Annotated in this window: 16 protein-coding genes; 6 read left to right on the top strand and 10 right to left on the bottom strand. The window is 63.1% G+C overall.

The window, feature by feature from the left end; all coding sequences use genetic code 11:
- Window positions 1-40: 40 nt before the first annotated feature.
- On the bottom strand, window positions 41-1,000 hold the full coding sequence (gene ppk2, locus ACROUL_RS06835; RefSeq protein WP_431298769.1) for a polyphosphate kinase 2: 960 nt from the start codon (window positions 998-1,000) through the stop codon (window positions 41-43).
- A gap of 144 nt (window positions 1,001-1,144) precedes the next feature.
- On the opposite strand from ppk2, the gene ACROUL_RS06830 reads away from it, so the two are divergent.
- Complete coding sequence (locus ACROUL_RS06830) at window positions 1,145-1,804, top strand: glutathione S-transferase family protein (protein WP_431298768.1); 660 nt, start codon at window positions 1,145-1,147, stop codon at window positions 1,802-1,804.
- Window positions 1,805-2,077: 273 nt separating this feature from the next.
- On the opposite strand, the gene ACROUL_RS06825 is transcribed toward ACROUL_RS06830, so the two are convergent.
- Window positions 2,078-2,965: an NAD-dependent epimerase/dehydratase family protein gene (locus ACROUL_RS06825; RefSeq protein WP_431298767.1), complete on the bottom strand. Its 888-nt coding sequence runs from the start codon at window positions 2,963-2,965 to the stop codon at window positions 2,078-2,080.
- 125 nt (window positions 2,966-3,090) lie between these two features.
- Here ACROUL_RS06825 and parE point away from each other — a divergent pair, with 125 nt between their 5' ends.
- Both parE and ACROUL_RS06815 read left to right on the top strand, forming a co-directional pair.
- Window positions 3,091-5,040, top strand: a complete 1,950-nt coding sequence (gene parE / locus ACROUL_RS06820; protein ID WP_431298766.1) for a DNA topoisomerase IV subunit B — start codon at window positions 3,091-3,093, stop codon at window positions 5,038-5,040.
- A complete protein-coding gene (locus tag ACROUL_RS06815; protein ID WP_431298765.1) occupies window positions 5,033-5,842 on the top strand; it encodes a hypothetical protein in 810 nt (269 codons plus the stop codon). The genes parE and ACROUL_RS06815 overlap by 8 nt, the downstream gene beginning before the upstream one ends.
- Before the next feature lie 345 nt (window positions 5,843-6,187).
- On the opposite strand, the gene ACROUL_RS06810 is transcribed toward ACROUL_RS06815, so the two are convergent.
- The 3 genes from ACROUL_RS06810 to ACROUL_RS06800 all read right to left on the bottom strand — a co-directional run bounded on the left by ACROUL_RS06810 (window position 6,188) and on the right by ACROUL_RS06800 (window position 8,826).
- The gene (locus ACROUL_RS06810; RefSeq protein ID WP_431298764.1) at window positions 6,188-7,744 is read right to left on the bottom strand and encodes a trimethylamine methyltransferase family protein; all 1,557 of its coding nucleotides are present in this window, start codon (window positions 7,742-7,744) and stop codon (window positions 6,188-6,190) included.
- 111 nt (window positions 7,745-7,855) lie between these two features.
- Window positions 7,856-8,551, bottom strand: a complete 696-nt coding sequence (locus tag ACROUL_RS06805; RefSeq protein WP_431298763.1) for an HAD family hydrolase — start codon at window positions 8,549-8,551, stop codon at window positions 7,856-7,858.
- Complete coding sequence (locus ACROUL_RS06800; protein WP_431298762.1) at window positions 8,548-8,826, bottom strand: DUF3572 domain-containing protein; 279 nt, start codon at window positions 8,824-8,826, stop codon at window positions 8,548-8,550. The genes ACROUL_RS06805 and ACROUL_RS06800 overlap by 4 nt, the downstream gene beginning before the upstream one ends.
- Before the next feature lie 136 nt (window positions 8,827-8,962).
- On the opposite strand from ACROUL_RS06800, the gene ACROUL_RS06795 reads away from it, so the two are divergent.
- Window positions 8,963-10,351 (top strand): diguanylate cyclase, encoded by a 1,389-nt coding sequence (locus ACROUL_RS06795; protein WP_431298761.1) that lies wholly within the window; start codon window positions 8,963-8,965, stop codon window positions 10,349-10,351.
- Between the two features lie 6 nt (window positions 10,352-10,357).
- Here ACROUL_RS06795 and ACROUL_RS06790 read toward each other — a convergent pair whose 3' ends face one another.
- Genes ACROUL_RS06790 through ACROUL_RS06775 form a run of 4 tightly spaced genes read right to left on the bottom strand, consistent with a single transcriptional unit; the run spans window position 10,358 to window position 12,358 of the window.
- Window positions 10,358-10,828 (bottom strand): periplasmic heavy metal sensor, encoded by a 471-nt coding sequence (locus ACROUL_RS06790; RefSeq protein ID WP_431298760.1) that lies wholly within the window; start codon window positions 10,826-10,828, stop codon window positions 10,358-10,360.
- Window positions 10,829-10,831: 3 nt separating this feature from the next.
- Window positions 10,832-11,170, bottom strand: a complete 339-nt coding sequence (locus tag ACROUL_RS06785; protein WP_431298759.1) for a dihydroorotate dehydrogenase — start codon at window positions 11,168-11,170, stop codon at window positions 10,832-10,834.
- Between the two features lies 1 nt (window position 11,171).
- A complete protein-coding gene (locus ACROUL_RS06780; RefSeq protein ID WP_431298758.1) occupies window positions 11,172-11,768 on the bottom strand; it encodes an RNA polymerase sigma factor in 597 nt (198 codons plus the stop codon).
- A gap of 44 nt (window positions 11,769-11,812) precedes the next feature.
- Window positions 11,813-12,358, bottom strand: a complete 546-nt coding sequence (locus ACROUL_RS06775; protein WP_431298757.1) for an EF-hand domain-containing protein — start codon at window positions 12,356-12,358, stop codon at window positions 11,813-11,815.
- Between the two features lie 221 nt (window positions 12,359-12,579).
- Between ACROUL_RS06775 and ACROUL_RS06770 the strand changes: the two genes are divergently transcribed.
- Together ACROUL_RS06770 and ACROUL_RS06765 are read left to right on the top strand one after the other, a co-directional pair.
- On the top strand, window positions 12,580-12,999 hold the full coding sequence (locus ACROUL_RS06770) for a DUF983 domain-containing protein (RefSeq protein ID WP_431298756.1): 420 nt from the start codon (window positions 12,580-12,582) through the stop codon (window positions 12,997-12,999).
- Window positions 12,996-13,601, top strand: coding sequence for an NUDIX hydrolase (locus ACROUL_RS06765; RefSeq protein ID WP_431298755.1), 606 nt, complete (start codon window positions 12,996-12,998; stop codon window positions 13,599-13,601). The genes ACROUL_RS06770 and ACROUL_RS06765 overlap by 4 nt, the downstream gene beginning before the upstream one ends.
- On the opposite strand, the gene ACROUL_RS06760 is transcribed toward ACROUL_RS06765, so the two are convergent.
- Window positions 13,521-14,513 carry a fatty acid desaturase gene (locus ACROUL_RS06760; protein ID WP_431298754.1) on the bottom strand — a complete coding sequence of 331 codons (993 nt, stop codon included), beginning with the start codon at window positions 14,511-14,513 and terminating at the stop codon, window positions 13,521-13,523. The two genes, ACROUL_RS06765 and ACROUL_RS06760, sit on opposite strands and share 81 nt — an antisense overlap.
- Window positions 14,514-14,620 lie beyond the last annotated feature (107 nt).

Here is a 14,620-nt window from a genome sequence, read left to right as displayed (position 1 = left end):
TCCACCGCCGCCAAGCCCGTTGCCAGCCAAACAGCGTCGATCAGCCATGCCGCAAGGCCGGATGCAACGCAGTGTCATAGATCGCGGTCCCGCTGCCCAGAACCTGCGCCGCGCGTCCCACGATCAACGGGTCCGGCTCGCCGATCACGGCGGCATCCTTGCCCGGATAGTCCAGCGTCGACAGGAAATGCCGCATCGCGTTCAGCCGCGCCCGCTTCTTGTCATTCGACTTCACGATGACCCAAGGCGCGTCGGCGGTGTCGGTGTAGAAGAACATCGCCTCTTTCGCCTCGGTGTAATCGTCCCAACGCTCAAGACTGGCCTTGTCGATCGGGCTCAGCTTCCACATCTTCAACGGGTCGGTTTCGCGCGCCAGAAACCTTGCGCGCTGTTCCTCCTGCGTGACCGAGAACCAGTATTTGTGCAGCCGGATGCCCGACCGCACGAGCATCCGCTCGATCTCGGGCGCCTGACGCATGAACTCCAGATATTCCGAAGGCGTGCAGAACCCCATCACCCGCTCCACGCCCGCACGGTTGTACCAACTGCGATCGAAGAACACGATTTCACCGGCAGTCGGCAGATGCTGGATGTAGCGCTGAAAGAACCACTCGCCCTTTTCCTTGTCGGATGGCTTGGTCAGCGCCACGACGCGGGCATAACGAGGGTTCAGATGCTCCATGAACCGCTTGATCGTGCCGCCCTTGCCAGCGGCATCACGGCCTTCCATCAGGATCACGAACTTCTGCCCGGTCTCCTGCGCCCATATCTGCACCTTCAAAAGCTCGGCCTGCAACCGCGCCTTCTCCGCCTCATACGGCACACGGCCCATTGGGCGACCGTAAGGATAACGCCCGGTCTCGAACGCCTCGCGGATCGCATCGGCATCGACGGCGGGAAACTGCTGCGGCCCGCGCAGCGGCTCGGCCTCCGCCTCGCCCGCGTCGGGCGCCGTGATGATGGTGGCCCCGGCGCCGTCCAACTGGTCCTGATCCTTCATGCTTGCTCCCTCCCCAGATCTGCATCACCGCCCATCGCGCGCTTGCCCCATCCTGTCCTTGATCGGCGTCAAACCTTGCGAAGCGGGCTTCACCTTGCCCGGCCTTGCCCCTAGGCTTGCCGCATCACGTTGGAGTTTCCCGCAATGATCACCCTCTACGGCGTCTTTCGCAGCCGCGCCTCGCGCCCGATCTGGCTGCTTTACGAACTTGGCCAGCCCTTCACCCATGTGCCGGTGATCCAGGCCTACCGGCTGCCCAAGGCCTCAGCCCCCGATGCGCCGCTGAACACCGCCTCGGCCGCGTTCCTCAAGGTCAACCCGCTTGGCCAGATCCCGGCCTATGTCGAAGGCGACCTGACGCTGACCGAAAGCCTTGCCATCACCAACCATATCGCCCGTACGCACGGCGGCGCGCTTGGCCCCCAGACCGCCGCCGAACACGCACAGATCGACCAATGGACGCTGCTAGCCGTGACCGCTATCGAAGGTCCGGCGCTCGAGATCCTGAACGTCACCGGAGCAGGCGGCGACAAGACCCCCGAAGGTCAGGCCACCATCGCGATCTGCGCCGAAAAGCTGCGCCGCCCGCTGGCGCGGCTTCAGACGCACCTCGCCGCCCACCCGTGGCTTGTGGGCGACCGCTTCACCGTCGCTGACCTGAACACCGCGGAATGCCTGCGCTACGCGCAAGGCCACCCGACCCTGCTGGGTGAGTTTCCGGCAGTGAAGGCATGGCTGGAAACGTGCCAGTCGCGCCCTGCGTTCAAGAAAATGTGGGACGCGCGGATAGCCGAGCCCGCATAGACCCTGCCGTTGGGAGCGGGGGGTTTCACACCCCCCGCACCCCCGGTGGGATATTTGGAGAAGAGGAAACCTTGAAGGAAGTGGTCAGGCACCCCGCCCGCAGGCGACCCGCGCGGCGGAGTGGCTTCCCCTTCACGGTCATCGGCGTCCCCGCCTGTACCGTGACGCAAGGTTAGACGCCTCATGTTAGAAAACAATTAACGCTGACGGCTTTCCCTTCGCCAAATATCCCACGGGGGTCCGGGGGTGTGAAACCCCCGGTCCGCCGCAGGCTCAGCGCACGTACTTGCGCCAGTTGTGCGCTTCCTTGAAGCCCAGAACCTCACGGATCTTGCGGTTCGACAGCAGGCTCTCCTCTTCGCTCACCGGACGTGACAAGGGGACGTTGGGAAAGAACCGCGGCAGCAATTCCGAGTTCGGCTGCGGCACGGAATTGGTGTCGTTCACCGCGTTGAACACCTGAAACCCAAGCCCGTCGTTCTTCAGGCACAGGTCGACGATCTGCCCCAGATCGCGCGCATCGATGTAGCTGAAGGTGATCCGCCGGCGCTGGCCCGGATCGGTGGCAAGGGGCGGGAACACCGTCGCGTATTCATGCGGCTCGATCACGTTGCCGATCCGCAGCGCATAGACATCCGCCCCGAACCGGCGCTGGAAACTGCGCGCCGTCACCTCGTTGACCTTCTTCGACATGCCGTAGCTGTCCATCGGGTCGATGTCGTAGTCCTCCTCCAGCGGCAGCACTTTCGGGTCGACAATTCCGTCGCTGAAGCACACGCCATAGGTCGTCTCCGACGATGCGATGATCACCTTGCGGATCCCCATCTTCAGCGCCGCTTCCAGCACGTTGTAGGTGCCCATGACGTTGACGCGGTAGGTCTCGGTATCCGGCATCATCCCGTGGCGCGGCACGGCCGCAAAATGCACCACCGCGTCGAAAAGCTGCGCGCCGGCCGGGTTTTCCATCTCGTCATACCCGGCATGGGTGCGCATCGCGGAGTAGACCTGCCCCGCATCAGTGATGTCGCCCAGAAGGTCATGCACGCCGGGATGCCCCAACCCCACCCGGTCGAAATTCAGGACCCGGTGCCCCGCCGCCGCAAGATAGGCCACCACATGCTTGCCCGCCTTCCCCGATCCGCCCGTGAACAATACCCGCATGGCCATAATCCTCCTGTATTTTCCCAAACCTAAGCCCCGCCCGCGCAACCTTCCACCCCCCACATCTTGCGCCGCTCCCCCCAAGGGTGATCTAATGCCAGCACTTTCCCTTTCGCGAGCACCCCATGAACGACCTCCTCTCCGGCGCCGAAACCTATGACGCCTCCTCGATCGAGGTTCTCGAAGGGCTGGAGCCCGTCCGCAAACGCCCCGGCATGTACATCGGCGGCACCGACGAACGCGCGCTGCACCACATGGTCGCCGAAATCCTCGACAACGCGATGGACGAGGCCGTTGCCGGCCACGCCAACCGGATCGAGCTTGAGCTTCACGACGACAACTCCGTCACCGTGCGCGACAATGGTCGCGGCATTCCCGTCGATCCGCACCCGAAATTCCCCGGCAAATCCGCGCTCGAGGTGATCCTCTGCACCCTCCATGCCGGCGGCAAGTTCTCCAACAAGGCCTACTCAACCTCAGGCGGCCTGAACGGCGTCGGCTCCTCGGTGGTCAACGCGCTCTCCGATCTGATGACCGTGCAGGTCGCGCTCAACAAGGAGCTTTACGAACAATCCTTCTCGCGCGGCATCCCCCGCGGCCCGATCCAGAAGCTTGGCCCCATCCAGAACCGCCGCGGCACCTGGGTCACCTTTCATCCCGACCCTGAGATCTTCGGCCACCAGACGCTGAAACCCGGCCGCCTGATGAAACTTGCGCGGTCCAAGGCCTATCTCTTTTCCGGCGTCGAAATCCGCTGGAAATGCGCGATCCCCGATGGCGACACCCCGCAGGAAGCGGTCTTCCACTTCCCCGGCGGGCTTGCGCAATACCTGACCGACACGCTGCAAAAGACCACCACCTACGCCGACCGCCCCTTTGCCGGCAAAGTCGGCTTTCCCGAAAAATACAACGTCCCCGGCTCCGTCGAATGGGCCATCAACTGGACGCCCGCGCGCGACGGTTTCATCCAATCCTACTGCAACACCGTCCCCACGCCCGAAGGCGGCACGCATGAAACCGGCTTCTGGGCCGCCATCCTGAAAGGCATCCGCGCCTACGGCGAACGCGTCAAAAACCGCAAGGCCGAATTGATCACCCGTGACGACATGCTCACCGGCGGCTGCGCACTCATTTCCGTCTTCATCCGCGAACCGCAATTCGTCGGCCAAACGAAAGACCGTCTCGCCACCGAAGAGGCCGCCAAATACGTCGAAAACGCCGTGCGCGACCATTTCGACACCTGGCTTGCCGCCGACCCGAAATCCGCCGGTTCCATCCTCGATTTCCTTGTGCTCCGCGCCGAGGAACGTCTGAAACGGCGCGAGGAAAAGGAAACCCAAAGGAAGACCGCCACCAAGAAACTCCGCCTGCCCGGCAAATTGACCGACTGTTCGTCAAAAACCCGCGAAGGCACGGAACTCTTCATCGTCGAAGGCGATAGCGCGGGCGGTTCCGCCAAAGGCGCGCGCAGCCGTGAAACCCAGGCCCTCCTGCCGCTGAAGGGTAAAATCCTGAACGTGCTTGGTGCGGCCTCCGCCAAACTCAACGACAACTCCGAAATCCGCGACATCTGCGAAGCACTTGGCGTCAACATGGGCACCCGCTTCAACGTCGAAGACCTGCGCTACGAAAAGATCATCATCATGACCGACGCCGACGTCGACGGCGCGCATATCGCCAGCCTCCTGATGACCTTCTTCTTCACCCAGATGCGCCCCTTGATCGACAAGGGCCACCTCTACCTCGCCTGCCCGCCGCTTTACCGCCTGACGCAGGGGCCGAAGCGGATGTATGTGGCCGACGACGCCGAAAAGGAGGTCTGGCTTGCCAAGGGCTTGGGCGGCAAGGGGAAAATCGACGTGCAGCGGTTCAAGGGTCTGGGCGAGATGGACGCGAAAGACCTCAAGGACACCACGATGAACCCCCTGACTAGGAAGCTGATCCGGGTCAGCATCGACGAGGACGAGCCGGGCGACACCTCCGATCTGGTGGAGCGGCTGATGGGCAAGAAGCCGGAATTGCGGTTCCAGTATATTCAAGAGAACGCGCGGTTTGTGGAGGAGTTGGATGTATGAGGCAAGTCTTTTAATTGTCGAGCATCAGTCAATTCTTACTGTCCTATCATTCATATTTGGTTGTGGCGCACTACTATATATAGCACGCCGCTCCACGGCACGCACTTGGCGAAAGGTAGACCTTATTTGGGTATCAGTGGGAGGCTCGGCAGCAATTCTGGCTGTTCTATCAACTCTCTATCTAAGCAAAGAAAGCACACTAGTCCGTCGAATTGACATCCTGAAGTCGGCCATGAACAGCGGGGCTCAGGAATCTCAGCAGTTCACTTTTCGGTATTGCTCAGAAGAAGTTATCATAACTTTTTACAGTCCGGCGATCAATATTGTTTGCTCTCGTGGCAGAGAAATTGCGTTCTCGATTAAGAACTCGAGCAGGGCGCAAATCCTTGCATCGGTCGTTGAAGTTGGTTCTCTGGCCGATCTCAAAAGCCCCTTTCAGAAAGGGGTCTTGGACGAAACAATTTACTCAAATTTTGATGGCGTTACTACGCCGCTTCTTCCGGGAACTGATCTTGCGGATGAAGTCTTCTTTGATCCGCTTGATGTTGAGACTGAGAACGCAATCGAAGTCTTAAGGCGCTCTGAGTTATACACGAACTTGATCGCTGACTTTGCAGCACTTGTAATTTCATACAGGATGATAGCAAACATCTACGATAATCTATATGAGGCGTGGCACGCAAATCGTTTCAACTACATCTATGTTGCACTAAGAGTTTTGTCAGTCATGGCTCTTTGTTTCGTTTTTCCCCTTCGCTTTGGGAAATCTTGGTTTGAACTGAGACAAGGCCGGCTCCCATAATTTCTTTCATTCTTCCGCGACAAATCGGGCCGCGCTCGCTTGCCCCGGCAAACGCAATACCGCGCCAGCCCAGACAGCCGCGCCCCGATTTCCTAACGTCATGATCTGCAATTCACCCCTTGGCTTCCGGCTCGCGCCTCCAGCCAATCGGGCCGACCAACCGTCCACTGGACAGTCCCCTTCCGGCCATCAGCCCACGCCCAACCCTCAAGCGCCTCCCCTCACCCTCGTGGGGAGGTGCCGTGGGTGGGGGGCCACCCGCCCCCCACAACGGTTAACAACCCCTTACCCCCAGAAAAAACCCAAGCAAAATCAACGGCCCACAAAATGTCCCACCGTGGGACATCAGAAGTCCGTTGGCGCCCCGCCTTCCTGCTTCCGCTTCGCCACGAACCTGCGCAGCTCCTCCTGATGGTCGCCATTCATCTCAGGCATCTCGAACTCGGCCATGATCTGCTTGTAGATCCGGTGCGCCCGCTCATGCGTCCAGGTCGACCCGTCGATCTGCCACGCCTCATAGTTCCGCCAGTCCGAACAGATCGGCGCATAGAAGGCCTCCTGATAGCGGTCCTGGGTATGCTGGACGCCAAAGTAATGCCCGTTCGGCCCCACCTCCTTGATCGCGTCAAACGCCAGATCATCCTCCGTGGTGGCAAAGGTCGCCTCCTCGAAGTAGCGCTGAATCATCTGCAACACCTCGCAGTCCATGACGAACTTCTCAGGGCTGGCGATCAGCCCGCCCTCCAGCCACCCGGCCGCGTGGTACACCATGTTGGTCCGGCTCTGCACCGCCGACCAGAGGGAGTTCGACGTCTCCCACATCGCCTGCCCGTCCGGCACATTGGCCGCACACACCCCCGACGCCCGCATCGGCACGCCGTAGAACCGCACCAACTGCCCCGTCATCTGCGTCGCCCGCATATACTCCGGCGTCCCGAACGCCGGCGCGCCGGACTTCATGTCGACGTTCGAGGTGAAGGTGCCGATTGCCACCGGACAGCCTGGGTTGATGTATTGCAACAGCGCCACCGCCGCCAAAGCCTCGGCAATCGACAGCGCCACCGCGCCCGACATCGTCACCGGCGCCATCGCGCCCGCAAGGGTAAACGGCGTGATCACCACCGGCTGCCCGCGCCGCGCCATCCGCATGGCGCCGTCCAGCATCGGGTAATCGTGCTTCAAGGGCGAAACCGAGTTGATGTTGGTATACATCCGCGGCTTGGCCTGAAACTCTTCCTCCGTCAGCCCGCCCGCGATGCGGACCATCTCCATCACGTCCTCGACGCGCTCGGCGCCAAGCGAATAGGCGTGCACGACCTTGTCGGTGATGGTCAGTTTTTCATAAAGGCAGTCCAGATGCCGCACCGAAGCATGGATGTCGATCGGCTCCACCGGATAACCGCCGGCCACGTGGATGCAGTTAAAATACTGCGTCAGCTTCATGAATTCCTTGAACGTCTCGAAGTCGCCAGACCGCTTGCCCCGCTCCATGTCCCACGAGTTCGGCGGGGAGGAGACGTTGACGAACACCATGTGGTTGCCGCCCATGATGATCTCGCGCGCGGGATTGCGAGGGGTAATGGTAAAGGTTTCCGGCGCGTGGCCGACCATCTCCATCACGAAATCCTCGTCCATCCGGACGTTGGTGCCGCTGATCCGGCAGCCCGCCTTGCGCATGATCTCCAGCGCCTCGGGGTTCAGGAACTCGATCCCGATGTCCGACAGGATGCGCATCGCCGTCTTGTGGACACGCTGCACGCCATCGGCATCCAAAGGCTCGATCGGACGGTCCGGGTTGACCGGAATCCGCCACGGCATCTGGTCGATCACAGCCGTCCCGGCCCGGATTTTCATCCCCGCCCGCCCGCCGGCACGCTTCTTCCGGTTCGGTTCTTCGGTCATGATAGCTCCTCTCGCATGTCAGAAGGACCATGACGGAAGCAGGGGTCGCATGGGAACCGCGTCCGCGACGCAAACATGTCGTTTTCGGACAGCGGCTGCGGAATGTGCGCTTCAGGCCAGTTTCATCCAGCCCGGAAGCTCGCCGATGTCGGGCAAGACCACGTCGGCATGCGGCGCAAGGTCGGCGTGGCTGGCCAGACCGGTCAGGACGGCGATGCAGACCATCCCCGCCGCACGACCGGCCTCCAGATCGTGGCGACTGTCACCGATCATCGCCACCCTGGCGGGGTCAAGCCCCACCGCCTGCGCAAAGGCAAGGCACATGCCGGGGCCGGGTTTCGGGCCAAAGCCGGAATCCGCGCCCGCGATGAAATCGAAGTAGTCGGTCAGCCCATGCGCGGCCAGATGCGCGTGGGCAGGCGCTTCGGAATCGTTGGTGGCGACGCCCAGCTTCAGCCCAGCTCCGCGCAACTGCCGAAACAGCGGATGCAGCGGCACCGCTTCGGCCATCGTGGCCTTGGCGGCGGCCTCGTCGATCATCTCGGTCAGCGTGCCGCGGTTGAAGTTTGGCAACGTCGGCAGCAGCGCACCCGCAATCTCGAACGCCGTGCCGGCAATCACCGGGCTGTCCGGCGCGAAATGCATGGTCGGCAGATCGAACCCTATGGCGCGGCCCATGCGGTCGGCATGGTCGTCATCCTGCGCCATTTCGGCAATGAAGCTTTGCGCCCACCGCCCCCAACTGATGCGGAAGTCGAACAAGGTGCCATCCTTGTCAAAGACAAGTCCGGCGATCTGTTGGCTCATGTCCAGTGCTCCTGTTGGCCGCCCGGCAAGGCAATCCGTGCCGCCATTGGCACCGTATAGGCGAGGCCAGAGGCGTCACAAAACCCGATGACCCACTGATCGTCCATCAAAAGGAAATCAAGGATGGCCCCGTGAAACTCCGGCTCCTTCGCTCGGGCGCCCAGATCGCCCGCCGAAACCCCGGTTGCGCCAAGAAACGCTTCCAGCGTCGCCGGGTCGCCCAGAATCCACGTCAACGCCTGCAACGCCACGGTTTGGGCCGCTTCCTGCTGCATTGGCTGCACGTCTCCCGCAAGGTTTGTCCGTCTCATGCCTTGCCAGATGATTTTCGTCAAATCGGAAAGGATTTCTTAACTAACTTGGCAACACATTGTAGCAATGGTTAACGCAGCCACCGATGGCACGCCACGCATGAACGGTCGAATCCTCATTGTTGACGATGTAGCGACAAATCGCATCGTCTACCGCGCCTGGCTCGCGGCGGCGTTCTATGATCCGTTGCTTGCGGCAACCGGCGAAGCGTGCCTGCACATGGCACGCACGGACAAGCCCGACCTGATCTTGCTGGACCTGTCGCTGCCCGACATGATGGGGGCCGAGGTTCTGAAACGCCTGCGCACAGCGCCTGAGACGCGCAATATCCCCGTCATCGTGCTGACCGCCGCGCGGGCCGAACTCGCGCGGGTCGATGCCTTTGCGGCCGGGGCTGACGATGTGCTGACCAAACCGGTGCATGAACCCATCCTGCTGGCGCGGCTGCGCAATCTGTTGCGGTCGCGCGGTGACGCCGGCATTTCGCAGAACGAACAGCTTCAGCCCGCCGGCCTTGCCGAACCCGCCCTTACGTTCGAGCCGCGGGCGACGATCGCGCTGGTTGCCTCGCGGCCCGACACGCTGCTCCGTTGGCAGCAGGAACTGCAACAGCAGACGCGCGACCATGTTGTAATCGTGTCGCGCACCCAGGCGCTCGCCGATGTCGCGATGGCCGAGGATGGCCACTCTGCCCCGGACGTGTTCATCATCAACGATGATTTCGGCGGTGCGAACGGCAGCCTCAGGCTGCTGTCTGAACTCAAAAGCCACGCGCTCACCCGCCACTCGGCGGTCTGCGTGGTGAACCTGCCCGACGATCAGCAAAGCGCCACGATGGCCTTCGACCTTGGCGCCGACGATGCGGTGGACCCCGAGATCAGCGGGCGCGAACTTGCCTTGCGCGTCCGCAGCCTCCTGCGGCGCAAACGTCACGCCGACCGGCAGCGCGCGTCGGTGCAAGACAACCTGCGTCTGGCGATGATCGACCCGCTGACCGGGCTGCACAACCGCCGCTACGCCCTGCCCCGGCTTGAGGCGATTGCCGCGCAGGCGGCGACCGAGGGCGAGGAATTTGCGGTGATGGTCGTCGATCTCGACAACTTCAAGCAGGTGAACGACCGTTTCGGCCATGCCGCCGGCGATCAGGTGCTGGTCGAGGTGGCGAACCGGCTGACCTCGAACCTGCGGATGACCGATGTGCTGGCCCGGATCGGCGGCGAGGAGTTCCTGATCGCCCTCCCGCGCACCGCCCTGCACGAGGCGCGCAGGGTGGCCGAACGGCTGCGCCGCGCGATCAAGGAAATGCCGGTGCGGCTTGGCTCTGGCACAGCCTTGACCGTAACGGTTTCCATCGGTGTCGCGGTGTCTGCGCCTGCTGCGGGCCGTGCGCCACAGGTCGACAGTGTCATCGAACAGGCCGATCTTGCGCTTCTGGATGCCAAGACTGCCGGCCGCAACCGGGTGACGTTCCGGCTTACGGCCGCCTAGGGCCGTTCAGGGGCGGCCACGGGTCAGCGCCTTGTCCAGCCGGTCGGCAAAGGCCAGCCGCTCTTCGGTGCTCAGCGCGAAGATGCGCCCTTCGATCAGTTCGCGACCAATCGCCAGCCGGTCGGCGTTACGTTTCTCGATTGCCCCCAGTGCCGCCTTCAGCGCGGTCTGGTCAAACGGTTCCGCCCGCAGCGCGGCCAGCAGGGTGCTAAACTCGGTCTGCGCCTCGGCGCGGCCCTCGCGGAACTCGCCCGCACGCTCCATGAAGGCCGACCGCAGCGCGTGACGATCCTCGCGCGACAGCGCCTCGTTGAACGGGCCGAACGACAGGTCGCGCGGCATCCCCCGTTCGCGCGGGCCGTCACGCAGGAAGGCCCCGCCCATCATCCCAAGTATCGCAAGGTTCAGCGCCAGCGACAGCGCAAGGACCACCTTGACCCAGCCAGCCGTTGCAGTGCGCGTTTCGGGTTCGGTCATGGTTCAGCCTTCCGTCACAAGAAAATCTGCCGCCGGGAACAGGTCGGCATCGCCGATGGAATAGCTGGAAAGCCCTCCCGCCAAGGCATCCACCATCGTCGGATCGGCATAGCCGACCGCCATCCCGACCACCGCCGCCGTCACGCCCGCCAGTGTCGGCACGCCGCCAAGCCGCCGGATCAGTTGCGACCAGCGGTCAACCGTCCTTTGCGGTGCCAGCGGCGCGGGCTTTGGCTGTTCGCGCAGCGCATCGGCCAGAACCCGGTCGATCAGCGCCTCCGACGGTGCCGGAGCGGCCGTTCGCAGATCGGCGAACAGATCGTCGATATCATCATGCTGCATCCTAGCGGTCCTCATATCCGATCGCATCCTTCTGCCCCGACAGCAGCGATGCCAATGTGCGTTTGCCCCGTGCGGTCAGGCTTTCCACCGCTTCGACGCCCAGATCCATGATCGCGGCAATGTCCGGGTTCGACATCCCCTCGATGTGTCGCAGTACGACCGCTTGGCGCTGCCGTTCTGGCAGATGGTCCAGTGCGGCCTCCAGCGCCCGGGCGCGGTCGGTTTCCACCAATCGCTCGACCTCACTCAGGCCGGGGTCAGGCACCTCGGGTGCATCGTCAAGCGCGGTACGGCCACGCCGCTGGCGTGACCGCAACCTGTCGGTGCAAAGGTTCGTCGCCACCCGGTAGGCCCACGTGGTGACCTTCGCTTCGCCCTGCCGCCACTCTGGCGCAACGCGCCAGAGCCGCAGCATGGTTTCCTGCGCCACGTCCTCCGCCTCGGCCCGGTCGCCACACAGAAGACGGCTGGCATAGGCCATGACGCGCGGCGTGATCCGCCGGGTCAGCAAAAGCGCGGCCAGCCGATCCCCGTTTGCGTAAAGGATCATCAGCGCCTCGTCCGAGGTATCGTCATGCGCGTCGAAGGCCATTGTCATCCTGCGTCAGGTTTAGCTGGCAACCGGCTGGCTGCAAAACCCTTTCAGTCGTTCATCCAGCCGCCCATGCCATGACCGTCACCGCGGCGATGCATGCGACCTTCGGAGAAGTGGTCCATCGCCGCCTCCGCCTCGTCTTTCGACACGGCACCGTCACCATCGGTGTCGATCCGCGAGAAAAGCCGTTCGCGCATGTTCGGGTTCATTTCGTCGGCCGACAGGCTGCCATCGCCGTTGTCGTCCAGTTCCTCGATCATCCGCGCCGCCCGATTGGCCGCGCGGGCCGTCATCTGCGCGATCTGCTTTTGCGCCAGTTCATCAGCACTCAGCACGCCATCGGAATTGGTATCCGCTGCCTTGAACTCTGCCGCGCGATACGCCTCGATCTCGGCCTCGGTGATCTTGCCGTCCTTGTCGGCGTCGATCGTGTCGAACATCTGCAACATCATCTCGCCCGGCCCGTCGCCGCCGCGCGGGCCGCGATCGGCAAAGGCCGCGCTGCCGATGGTCGCCGAAAGCAGCACGATTGCCGCAGCACCCGTCTTGAACTTGCCCGTCATCTCGATCTCCTGGGTTATGGCCGGCCGCATCTTGCCGACCCTGTGCCTAGTCAAACGGACGTCCGACGGTTTTCCGTCGCTGCCTTGCGACATCAAGACACAGCACCCCCGCCCACCCTGTAGATCGGGCCGCCGACCCCTTATGTTCACGCTTCAAAGCGAGTCGACGACGGCCGACGACTGCTGTAGGCATCCTGCCGGGCAGATCGGGCCAGATCGGGGTCGCATTTCCGTATCGAAGGACAAGGTTCATGACAGCTGCATTTACGGCTGCGCGCGCAGAGGACGCCGACGAACGCGAGGTCAAACCGGCGCTCTTGCGCGGCTGGCGGCGCAAATGCCCCAACTGCGGCGCAGGTCCGATGATGCGCGGCTACCTCAAGGTGCGCGAAAGCTGCCCAGTGTGTGGCGAGGAACTGCACCATCACCGCGCCGACGACGGCCCCGCCTACCTGACCATCCTGATCGTCGGGCACCTGCTGGCACCGATCCTGCTGTTTGCCTTCGTGCGCTGGCGTCCCGACCCGATGATCCTTGCCTCGGTGTTCTCGATTGGCACGGTCGCGCTGTCGCTGTTCCTGCTGCCGCGCCTCAAGGGGGCGCTGGTGGCCCTGCAATGGGCCAAGCGGATGCACGGTTTCGGTGGCCGCCAGCGCGAGCCGCAGGCATGACCGACCAGATCCGTGCCGCCGCGACCATCATCCTGACCCGCCAGACGCCGGACGGCCCGGCGGTGCTGATGGGCCAGCGTGGCGCAGGCGCGGTATTCATGCCGACGAAATACGTCTTTCCCGGCGGTGCGGTCGATGCCGAAGACCACGCCTCCCCCACCCCCGGAATGCTCGCGCGTCAATGCGCCGAGAGGTTGGCGATGCTTTGCGGACCCGACGCCCCGATGCCCGATGTCCTTGTCCGCGCCGCCCTGCGCGAGATGGAGGAAGAGACCGGCCTCCGCCTTGGCGCCACGCCCGCGTCGATGCGCTTCGTGTTTCGCGCAATCACCCCGCCGGGCCGCCCGCGCCGCTTCGACGCCCGGTTTTTCCTGATGGATGCCGCAGCCCTTGGGCATGAGGCCGAGGATTTCTCGCGCGCCTCGGGCGAGCTTTCGCATCTGCACTGGATCGGCCTTGGCCCCGCCCGGCAGCTTGACCTGCCGTTCATCACCGAGGTCGTTCTGGCCGAAGTCAAGGCCCTACTCGGCGGGCACGAACAGCCCGGCGTTCCGTTCTTCGACAATTCCACCGACGTTCCGGCCTTCCGCCGCATCGGTTGATCCACCTTCCGTCTTGCGCACCGGCCAGATCGGATGCGGCACCGGATCCTTGGCGCGAAACAGGAACTGCCGGAAAATCTCGGCATAGTTACGAAACACATAGCCGTCGTTGCGCCGCAGGTAATGTTCGCGGTTCGCCCGGTACAGCGCGGGCAGCCGATACCACGCCACGCCTGGTTGCGAATGGTGGACGGCGTGGAAATTGTTGTTCAAAAACAGAAGGGATAGCGGCCCCCGGCTTTCGATGACCACCGTCCGCGCCCGCGCCGCATCATGCGCGCGGTGCTCAAGGAAGGTGCGGATCTTCAAAAGGCTCCAGCCCATATAGGCCGCCAGCAGATAGGCCCAGACCGGCATCGACCCCACCGCCCACAGCCAGCCCGCAACCAGCGCCACGCCCGGCACATGCAGCAGCCAGCCAAACGCCACCCGCCGATTGCCGGCCCGGATCGCCCGCGCGTCGTCGCGCAGCAAGGCCCAAGTCGACAAAGCCGGACCAAGCGCCATGCGCCCGGCCAAAGTATTGTTGATCCGGTAGATCAGTTTCGACAGCCCAGACCGCCGCGCCCACTCCGCCGGGTCGTGAAAGTTCGACTCCGGGTCGTCGTAGGGGTCGGTCAGGTTCGGGTCGAAATGGTGCTGGATGTGGAGGTCCTTGAACCGCAGATAGGGCACGAACACCGTCAGGCCGGGAAACACCGTCGCTTCCGAAAGCCGCTGCGACCGGAACGGATGGCCGTGCAACACCTCGTGTTGCAGCGATGAAAACTGCGCGATGGCAAGGGTCGCGGCGATCAGCCCCAGCACCGGCATGAAATCCCAGATCACCGTCGTCGCCAACATCCAGACAGAATAGGTTGCAACCAGCAAGATCAGGGTTGGCCATTCGACGGGCGGACGTTCAGACTTCAAGATACCCTCGGGTGTTGCGCTTGAAGCGAGCATTAGCACCGGGTCAGGCTGACGAGAATCCGGAAGATTGGCAACAAAACGCCTCAGTTGTTGTGTATAGTCACCAG

The sequence above is a fragment of the Tabrizicola sp. BL-A-41-H6 genome (assembly GCF_050632395.1).
Lineage (GTDB): Bacteria > Pseudomonadota > Alphaproteobacteria > Rhodobacterales > Rhodobacteraceae > JAUYQR01.
The sequence above is the reverse complement of the archived record's forward strand: the minus strand, read 5'-3'. Positions and strand labels throughout refer to the sequence as shown.

Bases quoted from the DNA above. Each gene is read 5' to 3' on its own strand.
- ppk2 (WP_431298769.1), bottom strand. From the start codon at position 1,000: ATGAAGGATCAGGACCAGTTGGACGGCGCCGGGGCCACCATCATCACG.
- ACROUL_RS06830 (WP_431298768.1), top strand. From the start codon at position 1,145: ATGATCACCCTCTACGGCGTCTTTCGCAGCCGCGCCTCGCGCCCGATC.
- ACROUL_RS06825 (WP_431298767.1), bottom strand. From the start codon at position 2,965: ATGCGGGTATTGTTCACGGGCGGATCGGGGAAGGCGGGCAAGCATGTG.
- parE (WP_431298766.1), top strand. From the start codon at position 3,091: ATGAACGACCTCCTCTCCGGCGCCGAAACCTATGACGCCTCCTCGATC.
- ACROUL_RS06815 (WP_431298765.1), top strand. From the start codon at position 5,033: ATGTATGAGGCAAGTCTTTTAATTGTCGAGCATCAGTCAATTCTTACT.
- ACROUL_RS06810 (WP_431298764.1), bottom strand. From the start codon at position 7,744: ATGACCGAAGAACCGAACCGGAAGAAGCGTGCCGGCGGGCGGGCGGGG.
- ACROUL_RS06805 (WP_431298763.1), bottom strand. From the start codon at position 8,551: ATGAGCCAACAGATCGCCGGACTTGTCTTTGACAAGGATGGCACCTTG.
- ACROUL_RS06800 (WP_431298762.1), bottom strand. From the start codon at position 8,826: ATGCAGCAGGAAGCGGCCCAAACCGTGGCGTTGCAGGCGTTGACGTGG.
- ACROUL_RS06795 (WP_431298761.1), top strand. From the start codon at position 8,963: ATGAACGGTCGAATCCTCATTGTTGACGATGTAGCGACAAATCGCATC.
- ACROUL_RS06790 (WP_431298760.1), bottom strand. From the start codon at position 10,828: ATGACCGAACCCGAAACGCGCACTGCAACGGCTGGCTGGGTCAAGGTG.
- ACROUL_RS06785 (WP_431298759.1), bottom strand. From the start codon at position 11,170: ATGCAGCATGATGATATCGACGATCTGTTCGCCGATCTGCGAACGGCC.
- ACROUL_RS06780 (WP_431298758.1), bottom strand. From the start codon at position 11,768: ATGACAATGGCCTTCGACGCGCATGACGATACCTCGGACGAGGCGCTG.
- ACROUL_RS06775 (WP_431298757.1), bottom strand. From the start codon at position 12,358: ATGCGGCCGGCCATAACCCAGGAGATCGAGATGACGGGCAAGTTCAAG.
- ACROUL_RS06770 (WP_431298756.1), top strand. From the start codon at position 12,580: ATGACAGCTGCATTTACGGCTGCGCGCGCAGAGGACGCCGACGAACGC.
- ACROUL_RS06765 (WP_431298755.1), top strand. From the start codon at position 12,996: ATGACCGACCAGATCCGTGCCGCCGCGACCATCATCCTGACCCGCCAG.